Source organism: Paenibacillus campi (assembly GCF_034659835.1).
GTDB lineage: Bacteria > Bacillota > Bacilli > Paenibacillales > Paenibacillaceae > Saccharibacillus > Saccharibacillus campi.
In genome coordinates, this window is record NZ_JAXSQZ010000002.1 from 89395 (window position 1) to 102484 (window position 13090).

General features: G+C 46.0%; 9 protein-coding genes and 1 riboswitch. Of the genes, 5 read left to right on the forward strand and 4 right to left on the reverse strand.

The features are described from left to right. The first annotated feature begins 162 nt into the window (after positions 1–162). The 4 genes from glcT to ptsP all read left to right on the forward strand — a co-directional run bounded on the left by glcT (position 163) and on the right by ptsP (position 5758). Positions 163–1005, forward strand: coding sequence for a glucose PTS transporter transcription antiterminator GlcT (gene glcT / locus U1I11_RS05775; protein WP_322904639.1), 843 nt, complete (start codon positions 163–165; stop codon positions 1003–1005). Positions 1006–1302: 297 nt separating this feature from the next. After that, positions 1303–3357: a glucose-specific PTS transporter subunit IIBC gene (gene ptsG, locus U1I11_RS05780; protein WP_322905729.1), complete on the forward strand. Its 2055-nt coding sequence runs from the start codon at positions 1303–1305 to the stop codon at positions 3355–3357. A gap of 420 nt (positions 3358–3777) precedes the next feature. Continuing rightward, on the forward strand, positions 3778–4053 hold the full coding sequence (locus tag U1I11_RS05785) for an HPr family phosphocarrier protein (protein ID WP_322904641.1): 276 nt from the start codon (positions 3778–3780) through the stop codon (positions 4051–4053). After that, a complete protein-coding gene (gene ptsP / locus U1I11_RS05790) occupies positions 4046–5758 on the forward strand; it encodes a phosphoenolpyruvate--protein phosphotransferase (protein WP_322904643.1) in 1713 nt (570 codons plus the stop codon). Before U1I11_RS05785 ends, ptsP begins: the two co-directional genes overlap by 8 nt. A gap of 457 nt (positions 5759–6215) precedes the next feature. Here ptsP and U1I11_RS05795 read toward each other — a convergent pair whose 3' ends face one another. The 4 genes from U1I11_RS05795 to gcvT form a co-directional block, all read right to left on the reverse strand. Next, complete coding sequence (locus U1I11_RS05795) at positions 6216–7232, reverse strand: type II toxin-antitoxin system PemK/MazF family toxin (protein ID WP_322904645.1); 1017 nt, start codon at positions 7230–7232, stop codon at positions 6216–6218. Positions 7233–7497: 265 nt separating this feature from the next. Then, entirely contained in the window at positions 7498–8955 is a 1458-nt protein-coding gene (gene gcvPB / locus U1I11_RS05800; protein WP_322905730.1) for an aminomethyl-transferring glycine dehydrogenase subunit GcvPB, read from the reverse strand. 65 nt (positions 8956–9020) lie between these two features. Continuing rightward, a complete protein-coding gene (gcvPA, locus tag U1I11_RS05805; RefSeq protein ID WP_322904647.1) occupies positions 9021–10376 on the reverse strand; it encodes an aminomethyl-transferring glycine dehydrogenase subunit GcvPA in 1356 nt (451 codons plus the stop codon). 138 nt (positions 10377–10514) lie between these two features. Continuing rightward, a complete protein-coding gene (gene gcvT, locus U1I11_RS05810) occupies positions 10515–11630 on the reverse strand; it encodes a glycine cleavage system aminomethyltransferase GcvT (RefSeq protein WP_322904648.1) in 1116 nt (371 codons plus the stop codon). Between the two features lie 407 nt (positions 11631–12037). Further along, positions 12038–12134: riboswitch (glycine riboswitch) on the reverse strand. 210 nt (positions 12135–12344) lie between these two features. On the opposite strand from gcvT, the gene gcvH reads away from it, so the two are divergent. Next, positions 12345–12737, forward strand: coding sequence for a glycine cleavage system protein GcvH (gene gcvH, locus U1I11_RS05815; protein WP_322904649.1), 393 nt, complete (start codon positions 12345–12347; stop codon positions 12735–12737). Positions 12738–13090 lie beyond the last annotated feature (353 nt).

The window sequence follows — 13090 nt, forward strand, 5'->3', positions numbered from 1 at the left end:
ACGTTTCATGTTTCGCACTTCTGTTTCCACAGCGGTAAAGCCACGATCAAAAAGGCTTTACCGCCTCTTTGCGCTGCCGCACTACCGGGCGTTTTATATTGACGTAGCAGTGAATTTTTGGTAACTTATTCGGGATAAGGCGATAGTAAAAGGGGTGCAACTGTGAGCAGCCTACAGGTAGCTAAAGTGCTGAACAATAACGTAATTATTGCAGATCATCCCCAGTATGAAGAAGTCGTGGTGATCGGCAAAGGAATCGGTTTTAACCGCAAGACGAGCGATCGAATTCCGCTGGATGTCGTCGAGAAGATGTTTATTTTGACCAATCAGCAGGAGCAAGAGCAGTATAAGCAGCTTGCGATGCAGATTGACGAACGAATCATCGAAGTGATCAACGAGATCATTCATTATATTAATCAGGAAAGCAAAACGCCGCTGAACGAGCATATTCATATTGCGCTAACCGATCACATTGCATTTGCGATTAAACGCGCCGAGCAGGGCATGACCGTGCAAAATCCATTTCTGTACGAGACACGCGAAATGTATCCTGCCGAATACAGACTGGCAGAGCATGCGCTAGACATCATTAACAAACGGCTAGGCATCAGTTTGGAAGAAGATGAAATCGGATTTGTCGCGCTGCATATTTATAGTGCGCTGACCGATCAGCATATTACCGAGATCAAATCGCATTCCCAATTAATTGCCGATATGATCAAAGTAGTTGAAGATGCGCTTGATTTAAAAATTGCTGGCGATAGTCTCGATTATTCCCGTTTACTCACCCATCTGCGGTTTGCGATCGAACGTATTCGACGTGGGGAAAAGGTAGCGGCAACGCATCGGCTGGAAGAAATGCTTAAATCTGAATATCCGGAAGTGTATTCGCTCGCCTGGAAATTGACCAAAATGATGGAGCAACGGCTACGTCGTCCTGTGTATGCAGCAGAAGTTAGTTATTTGACGATGCATCTGCAACGGTTTGTGCAAAAAAACGAATAGTTTTTTTGAATTTTTGAATGAAAAGGCTTGCAGGTTGAAAATGTCAGTGGTATAATTCAGAACGTAATCAACAAATGAATAACGGATATAACGTGTTACTGATTCGATCAGGCATGAGTTTACAAATATCTGAAAAGCAATACTGCATAAGCAGGGACAGGTCTATCCTGATTCTTGATACCCAGTTTGACTTTTATGGATATATTGTTTGCTCATGTCTTTTTTGCGTGTCTTCCATTATTTATGTTGTTGAACATCACATACACTATTTTATCATCAAGAGGGGAAGTGGCTGTATTGTTTAAACGTCTGTTTGGCGTTTTGCAAAAAGTCGGTAGAGCACTGATGTTGCCGGTAGCGATTCTACCTGCAGCAGGTTTGCTGCTCGGTATTGGTAATATGCTCGTTAACCCGGACTTTTTGCAGTATATACCTGCATTGAACGCACACTGGATTCAAATTACCGCACAGGTCATGATGAACTCCGGACAAATCGTATTTAGTAACCTGTCCTTACTGTTTGCCGTCGGGGTTGCCGTCGGACTTGCTGGTGGGGAAGGCGTTGCCGGTCTGGCAGCGATTATCGGTTACTTGATTATGAACGTAACGATGGGTACCGCAATGGGCGTAACTGCCGATATGGTCGGCAAACAAGATTTCTCCGTTGCTTCCGTACTCGGTATTCCGACACTGCAAACCGGCGTATTTGGTGGTATTATCGTCGGTATTTTGGCAGCATCGATGTACAAACGGTTTTTCAAAATCGAACTGCCTTCATATCTCGGCTTCTTTGCCGGTAAACGTTTTGTACCGATTATGACGGCTGTTGGCTCGCTCATACTCGGTCTGGTCATGATCGTTGTATGGCCTCCAATTCAAAGTTTCCTGAATACCGTTTCGCACAATATGGTGGATGCGAACCCAACATTGTCCGCCTTTATTTTCGGTGTAATTGAGCGCTCGCTCATTCCGTTCGGTCTGCATCATATTTTCTACTCGCCATTCTGGTTTGAATTCGGTGAGTATGTGAACAAAGCAGGACAACTCGTACGTGGTGACCAAAACATCTTTATGGCGCAACTTCGTGATGGCGTGCCATTTACAGCCGGTACATTTATGACTGGTAAATTCCCGTTCATGATGTTCGGTCTGCCTGCTGCGGCACTGGCGATCTATCATGAATCCAGATCGGAAAACAAAAAGTATGTCGCCGGTATTATGGCTTCTGCGGCATTGACTTCGTTCTTGACCGGTATTACCGAACCGCTGGAATTCTCATTCCTGTTCGTAGCTCCAGTGCTGTTCGGAATTCACGCGATCTTCGCAGGTCTGTCATTTATGACGATGCAAATTTTGGGCGTCAAAATCGGGATGACCTTTTCCGGCGGTCTGATCGACTTTATTCTGTTCGGCGTCATTCCGAACCGTACCCCGTGGTGGGACGTCATTATCGTCGGTCTGATTCTGGCTGTTATTTACTACTTCGGTTTCCGGTTCGCGATTCGGAAATTCAATTTGAAAACACCAGGTCGTGAAGACGTAACCGCTAACGATACGCAAGGAAGTAGCGGCTCTGCTTCACAAGATGAATTGCCTGGTAAAATTTTGGACGCATTTGGCGGTCAGCAAAACATTTCCAGCTTGGACGCTTGTATTACACGTCTGCGCATTCAAGTTAAAGAACCAAAAGAAGTAGACAAAGCACAATTGAAAGCACTCGGCGCGTCCGGCGTGCTGGAAGTGGGTAATAATATCCAGGCGATCTTCGGAACGCGTTCCGATACGATCAAATCGCAAATGCAGGACATCATTGCTGGACGCACACCAAGACCGACACCTCCGAGCGTAGATAATGAACCTGTGAAAGCGACTGCCGAGGAACAGGTCAATGTAATGACCGAAGAAACGATCGTAGCGCCGGCGGATGGCGAGCTGCTGAACATTTCGGAAGTACCAGACCCTGTATTTTCGCAAAAGATGACAGGTGACGGCTTTGCAATCTTGCCATCGAACGGTACGATCGCTTCTCCGGTAAATGGTAAAGTGTTCAACGTATTCCCGAGCAAGCACGCGATCGGCATTATGTCGGAAGCGGGCAAAGAAATTCTCGTCCACGTTGGCGTGAATACTGTTAAACTGAAAGGACAGGGCTTTAACGTACTCGTTGCCGAAGGCGACGCGGTTATGGCTGGGCAACCGATCCTTGAAGTAGACCTGGAATATGTAAAAGCAAATGCTCCATCGATCATCACACCGGTGATCTTCTCCAACTTGCCGGAAGGCGCAGCGGTAACGCTGAAAAAATCCGGCACGATTAAAGGTGGAGAAGGGGATATTATCTCCATCAAGTAACAATCTTAAGTAATGATCGGCATCGAATCAGGCAATAGAGCCTGACACCGTTTCACGATGGTGGACAACAAAGCGATCGATCTCATTTTACAAATGCATAACGACATCGTTGTAGCCCGCCGACCAGCATGGCTGGTGTAAGGCAATTCCCGCAAACTATAGGCGACCTGCAAAGGTTCGTCTATAGTTTGCTATCATTATGGAATGAAAGCATTTTACCGTGAATAAAAGCAATTTTTTGCTTAGTTCATGAATTTGCCTAAAATTACCGTAAAATGTTGGCTATTGCTGAAAAAAGTCGATTTTTTTTCTGACAGCAGGTGCATCTGGCGTTATTATGCTGTACAATGGAGTGGATGGCTTGATGATTTACATCTATCTTACAAAACCCCAAATTACAAGAAAGCGAGTGACTCTATAATGCAAAAAACATTCAAAATCGTTGATGAAGATGGTATCCACGCACGCCCGGCAACAGCTCTCGTAACTGCTGCTAACAAATTTGCTTCCACTGAATCTTTTGCTGAAGCAAAAGGCAAAAAAGTAACACTGAAATCGATCCTGGGTGTTCTGTCCCTCGGTCTGGAGCAAGGTGACATTATCGTTCTGTCCACGACTGGTGGCGAAGAAGCAGCGGCGCTGCAAGCTTTGACAGACGTAATGGTGAAAGAAGGGCTAGGCGAAATCAATGGCTAATATTTTGGGAATCGCGGCGTCTTCGGGCATCGCCATTGCCAAAGCATTCCGTCTGGAGCATCCTGAATACGAAATCAGCAAACGCTCTATCAGTGACGTAGATGCAGAATTGGCTAAACTGCAAGCCGCTTTGGAAACGTCCAAAGGCGAGCTTGAGGTGATCAAAGAACGTACGCTGCAAGAAATGGGAGAAAAGAAGGCTGAGATTTTCCAATCTCACCTGCTGATCCTGAGCGACCCTGAGCTGATCGATCCGGTTAAAGACAAGATCGCTAGCGAAATGGTCAATGCTGAATATGCACTCAATGAAGTCGCTTCGCAATTTGTGGCGATGTTTGAAAATATGAAAAGTGCTTATCTGCAAGAACGTGCGGCTGATATGCGTGATGTAACCAAACGCGTTATCAACCACCTGATGGGCGTAAATTTCCAAAGCCCTGCAGAAATTCGTGAAGAAGTAGTCATCATCGCTGAAGACTTGACTCCTTCCGATACGGCACAACTGGATCGTAATTATGTAAAAGGCTTCACGACCAACATCGGCGGCCGTACTTCCCACTCCGCTATTATGGCACGCTCGCTGGAAATCCCGGCAGTTGTCGGTACGAAGGACGTGATGGAAGTTGTACAAAACGGTGATGTCGTTATCGTTGACGGTCTTGAAGGTAATGTGATCGTGAACCCGGACGATTGTACATTGGCGGATTATCGTGCAAAACGTGAAGCATACGAGGCTCAAGTGGCAGAATGGCGCAAACTGCGCGATGAAGCAACGGTGTCCAAAGATGGCGTACACGTGGAGCTGGCAGCCAACATCGGCACGCCAAACGATGTTGCTGGCGTCATCGACAACGGTGGCGAAGCGGTAGGTTTGTACCGCACCGAGTTCCTGTACATGGGTCGTGACGAATTGCCTTCCGAAGATGTGCAATTCAACGCGTACAAAACCGTACTGGAACGTATGGAAGGCAAGCCGGTCGTTGTGCGTACACTCGATATCGGTGGCGACAAAGAACTGCCTTATCTCGTTTTGCCAAAAGAAATGAATCCGTTCCTCGGTTTCCGTGCGATTCGTCTCTGTCTGGATCGTCAGGACATTTTCCGCACTCAACTGCGTGCGCTGCTGAGAGCAAGCGTATTCGGTGAACTGCGTGTGATGTTCCCAATGATCGCGACACTGGGCGAATTCCGTCAAGCGAAAGCGGTGCTACTGGAGGAGAAAGACAAGCTAGTAGCCGAAGGTGTTGCCGTATCCGACAACATTCAACTCGGTATTATGGTTGAAATTCCTTCTACAGCTGTCCTTGCTGACCAGTTTGCCAAAGAAGTGGACTTTTTCAGTATCGGTACAAACGATCTGATTCAGTACACAATGGCAGCTGACCGTATGAACGAGCGTGTATCGTACCTGTATCAACCATACAATCCATCCATTTTGCGTCTCGTTAAAATGGTTATCGATGCAGCACACAAAGAAGGCAAATGGGCTGGTATGTGTGGCGAAATGGCAGGGGATGCAACTGCAATTCCACTGCTGCTCGGTCTCGGACTTGACGAGTTTAGCATGAGCGCAAGCTCCATCTTGCCTGCACGTAGCCAGATCGCTAAGCTGTCCAAAGCTGATATGCAAGAGCTTGCTGCCAAAGCACTCGATATGCAAACAGCGGAAGAAGTCGTTGAACTGGTAAATAGCATTCAGGTGTAAGGTTGGTATACAGACCAAGTTAAATTTCAACTTTGATTGTCTACTGAAATCTTCATCAATAAGAGCTTGAGACAGCCTATTAGTTTGCTCACTTGATTCGTAATCATCGCGTAATTGCGGTTATTACAGCCTAAGCAATAGCGTTGCCTGCCAGTTGGTATTTTCAAGGTATACTCGCTCGATTGAACCGTTTTCCAACAATCCCATTAAGCTGATTTCCCGAATGAGTCGGGAGATCAGCTTTTTTTACGTTTATTATTCTTTTTATTAATTAAAATATAGTGTTAAATTTCATGTATATGAACATATAATGTGGATATATTTAAAATAAAAAACCCTCTACATAAATGTAGAGGGTTTTTGGGCCCACCATGGGGCATAATCTGTGTGTTTCAAAAGGCCCACCATGGGGCAGAGTTTTATTACATTTCCATTTTAACTTTATGAATGCTTTTTGTCAAGGTTGATTTTCTTGATTAGATGAGTTCGATTTTTCAATTTGGTCAGTATACAACTTTATAGCATTTTGAATTTCTTGATAAGCATTTTCTTGGGCTTGCTTTCGTGTTGCAATAATATGATTTGTTTTTTCGTTTTTCTTGGCTACTGCTTTTTTCCATTTTTCTAATAGTATACTTCTTGTTAAACTTTTAGATAGGATGTAAGGTTTTCGATTCATTGTAAAAACTTCTTCACTTTCATAAAGAGAATAACTTAAAGTTTCTTTTGTATTCTTAATTACTTTTATAGGTCGATTCAAATGAGTGTATTGCAGACTGTGATTTGAAAATACGGGCAGAGTATCTTGGAAGCTTTTTTCAATGAATTCTTTATATAAGCTTTTTTCTTTTAATCCTATGATTCGGAAACCATCTTTAATACGTTCTTGTTGGGTTTTAGAAAGAGTTACAATTTCCAGATTATTGGTAAGAGGATTTAGGTGTTTAATTTTTTGTATCCGTTTGCGACTAATAGTTGTTAATTGCTCTAATAATACGACGGTCTCATCCTGAAGAAAAGCAACTTTGCCAATATTAAAACTTCCTTCAGTTTCAAGTGTTCGATCTGCTTTAAAACTAGTAGTTGGAATCACTGTAATATTGTCTCTGCTTCTTTGCTCTGTCCACACAATAGCATAGTGGTATTCATCATGCTCAGATCCAATGCCAGCAAAATTTACACATATAATGCTAAATGGTCGAGTTGTTGGAAAAAGGGAGCCGTCTTTATTTTTTTGAGTGTTTCTAGAAGCGGATTTAACAAATCTGTCTATTCTGGAAAGTTTATTTTCACGAGTGTGTGGAAGGAAAAATGTGTCTCCTTTTATATTCATAATTTGTGAAGCGATTTGTTTGGCTTTATTGTCATGTATGAAGTGATTAAAAAGTTCCAACAAATGTTTTTGCTCAGCAGGTGTTTTGATTGCTAGATTGCTTATTAATATACTCAGCGATTCAAGCGTTTGATCAGTCAATTATGTACCTTCTTTCTTTAAAATGATAGCTAATTTTATCATATATTTTAGAAATGAAGTTTCAAAATTATACAATTAAAGACATACAGTTAATAATTTAAACCTATTTAGTTGTATTAGATTATAGAGTTTATCAATGAGTTTGAAAAATAGGATAATGTATCTCGGTATGAGACGCATTATCCTGCTTGTAAATTCTTTTTATTTTGAAATTATTATATCTTAATCGTCTATTTCATAATTAATAGCATTAAAACTAAATCACTCAACTACAAGCGCAATTCAACACCGGCTTCCGCGCAGCGGTCGCTTCATCCAGACGGCTAACATATGTCGTGTACGGCGCATTCAGCACCAGCTCTGGATTTTCTTTCGCTTCATTGGCGATCTGAATCATCGTATCGATAAAGCCGTCGAGTGTTTCTTTGCTCTCGGTTTCGGTTGGCTCGATCATAATGCATTCTTCCACATTCAGCGGGAAATAGACGGTTGGTGGGTGGTAACCGAAATCGAGCAATCGTTTGGCGACGTCTAGTGTGCGTACGCCGTATTGTTTTAAGCCTTTGCCGGACATAACAAATTCGTGTTTGCATACATTGTCGTATGGCATCACATAGTGATCTTTTAGCCGGTGCATCATATAGTTGGCGTTCAGTACTGCACATTCGGATACGCGGCGCAGACCTTCTGGACCATAGCTACGGATGTAGGTATACGCACGCACGAGAATGCCGAAGTTACCATAGTATGCTTTCACGCGACCGATCGAATCCGGGGAACCGGAGTGCAGTGTGTACGTGCCGTCTGGTTGTTTTTCTACGATTGGCTCTGGCAGGAATGGCAGCAATTTGCTTTTGACGCCAACCGGGCCGGCACCAGGGCCACCGCCACCGTGTGGGGTACTCATCGTTTTATGCAAATTCAAGTGCACGACATCAAAGCCCATATCGCCAGGGCGTGCGATGCCCATGATCGCATTGGAATTCGCACCATCATAATACAGCAAACCGCCTGCTTCATGTACAACTTGAGCGATTTCGCTAATTTGTTCTTCAAACAAACCGAGTGTGTTCGGGTTGGTCAGCATCAGTGCGGCGGTGTCGGAGCCGACAGCAGCGCGCAATGCGTCCAGATCAACCAGACCGCGCTCATTCGATGGAATCGTAACCGTTTGGAACCCGGCTACGGTTGCGCTCGCTGGGTTCGTGCCATGCGAGGAATCCGGTACGATAACTTTGGTGCGATGTTCGCCGCGTTTTTCATGATAGGCGCGAATCATCATCAGTCCAGTCCATTCGCCATGTGCACCAGCGGCTGGTTGTAATGTGACGGCATCCATGCCAGTCAATACAGCAAGATCGTTTTGCAGCGTATGCAGCAGTTCCAATGCGCCTTGAATGCTTTGCTCCGGCTGATACGGGTGAATTTTGGCAAATCCGGCGTAGCGTGCTACGTCTTCGTTGACCTTTGGATTGTATTTCATCGTACATGAGCCGAGCGGATAAAAGCCATTATCTACGCCAAAGTTCAGGCGGGACAGTTCGGTATAATGGCGGATCACATCGACTTCATACACTTCCGGCAGAGCAGCGGCTTCGCTGCGCAGCATATGCTCTGGAATAAGGCTGCTCAGTTCCAGCGCCGGCACATCACATTCCGGTAAGGAATAGCCGATCCGTCCAGGTTGGCTTAATTCAAAGATCAATGCTTTTTCTTTTGCAATCACGGCTTGTTGGGCAAAATTTGTATCGACAGCTTGCGATTCGCTTGCGGTTAATGTTTCGTTTGTCATAGCGATGCCTCCAGTTCGATTGCCAGTTGATCGATTTCGGTTTTGGTGCGTTTTTCGGTGACGGCGAACAACAGATGACCGGACAATTCCGGATACGACAGACCGAGATCATAACCGCCGATGATGCCTTTTGCTAGCAGCTTACTGTTGATCGTAGCGGCAGCAGTGCCTTCCGGCAACCGAATGACAAATTCATTGAAAAATGGTGCAGCAAATGCGAGCGTGCAGCCTGTTACCGCTGCAAGTGTTTGCGCAGCATAATGCGCTTTTTGCACATTCAAGCCGGCAACGTCGACCATGCCTTGTTTGCCCATTACAGACAAATATACAGAAGCACATAGCGCGAGCAGCGCCTGGTTAGAGCAAATGTTGGACGTCGCTTTATCGCGCCGAATATGTTGTTCGCGTGTTTGCAATGTGAGTACAAAGCCGCGTTTGCCATTACGATCGGTTGTCTGACCGACGATTCGACCAGGCATCCGGCGCATTTGCGCTTGTGATACGGCGAAAAACCCGCATGTTGGCCCGCCGAGCGACATCGAAATGCCGAGCGGTTGTGCATCACCGACAACGATATCGGCACCAAGCTTGCCAGGCGCTTCCAGCAGACCGAGCGAGATCGGATTCGTACTGACGACGAGCAATGCGCCATGCTGGTGAGCAAGCTCGGCAGCGGCGCGAATGCCTTCTATACCGCCAAAGAAGTTTGGAGACTGTACGAGCACTGCCGCTGTATCGTGATCGAGCACGTCGGCAAGGGCGCTAATATCGGTTATACCGTCCCCATAGGCAACTTCAACGACTTCCAAATTCAGACCGCGCGCATAGCTTTGTACAACCGCACGGGATTCCGGGTGAATGGTGGAGAAGGCGACGATTTTGCTGCGGCGGGTAGCGGCGGCAGCGAGCGAAGCGGCTTCCGCCAGTGCGGTTGCACCGTCGTACATACTTGCATTGGCAACCGCCATACCGGTCAGCTCACAAATGTACGATTGGAATTCAAAAATCGCTTGCAGTTCACCTTGGCTAATTTCCGGTTGATACGGTGTATAAGCGGTATAAAATTCGGAGCGGGAGATGACATGATTGATAACGGAAGGCACATGATGATCGTAAATGCCTGCACCGAGAAAACTTGTATAGCGATCGGTATCGGCATTGCGTCCAGCAAGTGTGGACAGATGGCGTGTTAGTGCATATTCATCCAGCATGCCGGACATCGGCAATGTACCTTCATAACGGACGGAGGCGGGAATATCTTTGAACAGTTCCTCGACAGAAGATGCGCCGATCACAGCCAACATATCGGCTTCATTTTGCGCGGTCATCGGAATATAGCGATGGGATTTCATACATGATGCTCCTTTCGGCATTAAACGCCGGAATATAATGAATCGAATCGTTCACATCTATACGTGTCTACTCATACTAGAACCATTCCACCACAGATCAACGAATAGATCATAAGCGATCAAATAAGCGGAAAAGCTTTATGATTTGACCGGTTGACGTTTGTAAAATGGAGCTTTGACCACTTCAGCTTTTAACTGCTTGCCGCGAATTTCCACTTCCAATGGTGTGCCGAGTTCAGCGCTGCTCGCTTCGATTAATGCCAATCCGAGATTGCGTTTTAGCGTAGGTGACTGTGTACCGGTTGTTACTTCACCGATTTGCCGTCCGTCGCGGTAAACTGGATAGTGAGAGCGCGGAATGCCGCGATCGAGCAGCTCAATTCCGACCAGCTTGCGTGGTACGCCATTTTGTTTCTGTTCAGCGAGCACGTCGCGTCCGATAAAGTCACCTTTATCCAGTTTGACGAAAAAGCCCAGCCCCGCTTCCAACGGTGTAATATCCGCCGACAGCTCCTGACCGTACAGTGGCAACTTCGCTTCAAAGCGCAACGTATCACGAGCGCCTAACCCGCAAGCGAGCAAACCGTCCGCTTCACCTGCCGCCAATAAACCGCTCCAAATGTCACCAGCTTGAGCTGCCGGACAGTAGATTTCAAAACCGTCTTCACCGGTATAACCGGTACGCGAAATAATCACTTTAGCACCAAACAGCTCGATATCCGTCACAAATGTAAAGCTTGCCAGCGCAGACAATGTTTCAATTCCGGCTGCCTTAGTCATAATCGTGACAGCGAGTGGACCTTGCAGCGCGATTAATGCGGTTTGTTCCGAAATATTATGCAACTGCACATCGCTCGGCAAATGCTGTTGGAGCCAGTCGATATCTTTATCGATATTGGACGCATTTAGCACGAGCATATACTGATGCTCATGAATCCGGTATACAAGCAGATCATCGACCACACCGCCGGTCGGATAACACATCAATGTGTACTGTGCCTGTCCGTCTTGCAGGCGGGTGACATCGTTAGTCAGCATCTGTTGCAGAAAGGCTTCAGTGCCAGCGCCGCTAAACATCACTTCGCCCATATGGGACACATCGAACAAGCCGGCGCGTTCGCGTACAGCTTCATGTTCTTTTTGGATGCCGTAAAACTGTACCGGCAGCTCCCAGCCGCCAAAATCGATACAGCGCGGATTACCTGTCTTAGCGTAGAGCGGGTATAACGGTGTTCTTTTCAGCTCGGTTGTCATTTAGGCTCACCTCAAAGTCATAGTATAGAGAAAACATTAAAACCGCATTGTATGCTTCGTTTATAAGTTGAAGCATACAGCTATGAACCGGTAAAGCGATCTCTGATCTGCATGGCTGTTGTATATGCAATTGACTGTCTTGATGTATCGGTTGTAGCGCGTTTAGCTCCCCTGTTGCCGTTATAGCACACAAGTAAAGCACACAAAAAAACAGGGAGACAGAGAAACAAACGGGTAGATGACCCGCCAATTTCTTTGTCTCCCTGTCCTTGATACCTGAGAGTTACCTTGCTACCTGTTGTACAGGGCTGATGTAGTCGACTACAATCGTTCGACAGTTCTAAGCAAGTTTCCCCTTTGGTGATCCGCAACGTGTGTTGCCATACGCCGGATGCTCTCCAGAGCCGCGTCCGGTACAGGTCCCTTTTGCCTGAGAGATTCACCGTTCCCGGCTTACTCCTTCGGCGCTGCCATCGAGTGGTCAGTCTCTCCCTGTACGTTCATCCGCTTCCATATGATGTTATGTATTTCCGAACATTCAAACTAGTAAAGCTTAAAAATGTATGTTTATTATATTAATACTTGATTGAGTAAACGATGTCAAGCCTCTTGACAGCGCAAACTCGCTTACTATACTCTTGTGGCATTAGGACACCAACATGACAGGTGTGGCATTAAGACACCAACATGACAAGAATCGGAGGAGCATAAACGATGAGCGAGATTAAGGATCAATTGCTGTACAGTACAGAACATGAGTGGGTGGAGCGTATTGGTGACGATACGATACGGATCGGCATTACTGACTTTGCCCAGCATCAACTGGGGGATATCGTATTTGTGGAGCTGCCTGAAGATGGACGGACAGTAGGCGAGAATGAAGTGGTAGGTACGATTGAATCGGTCAAAACGGTATCCGATCTGTTTTGCCCGGTAGCCGGAACAGTCAGCAAACTGAATCCTGATCTCGAAACCGAGCCGGAATTGGTCAACTCCGATCCTTACGGACGCGGCTGGATGATCGAACTGAAAGTAGATGGTGATCTGGACGCAGCGCTGTCCGGACTGCTGGATGCAGCGGCATATGCGGAGCATGCACAGGATTAAGTTGTGCGCCTCAACGATCGATCGAACTGCAATCATCGCTCCGAACTGGACACATCGATTTGAACACAGTAAAAAGGGTATTCGTTAATTGTCATAAAATACTTAAAAACGTAATGTGAAACTTTTGCTTTCAGATACCCGGACGCGCTTGCGTGCGGGTATTTGTATGTGGATAGGCGATTGATAAACGAACAACGATGGAGCGTTATGTTTGATACGATTGCCATACGTCTTTTATAAATTTGACTGTACTAAACAACGACCGATAACGGTAACATGTTATGCAAGCAGTAACGCCATTTGCAATACGAACTTCTAGTTCCAGTATAACATAGGCTTCGGCGCGTAGGTAT

Coding starts and splice junctions, on each gene's coding strand:
- U1I11_RS05785 (WP_322904641.1), top strand. CDS start 3,778: ATGCAAAAAACATTCAAAATCGTTGATGAAGATGGTATCCACGCACGC.
- ptsP (WP_322904643.1), top strand. CDS start 4,046: ATGGCTAATATTTTGGGAATCGCGGCGTCTTCGGGCATCGCCATTGCC.
- gcvPA (WP_322904647.1), bottom strand. CDS start 10,376: ATGAAATCCCATCGCTATATTCCGATGACCGCGCAAAATGAAGCCGAT.
- gcvT (WP_322904648.1), bottom strand. CDS start 11,630: ATGACAACCGAGCTGAAAAGAACACCGTTATACCCGCTCTACGCTAAG.
- gcvH (WP_322904649.1), top strand. CDS start 12,345: ATGAGCGAGATTAAGGATCAATTGCTGTACAGTACAGAACATGAGTGG.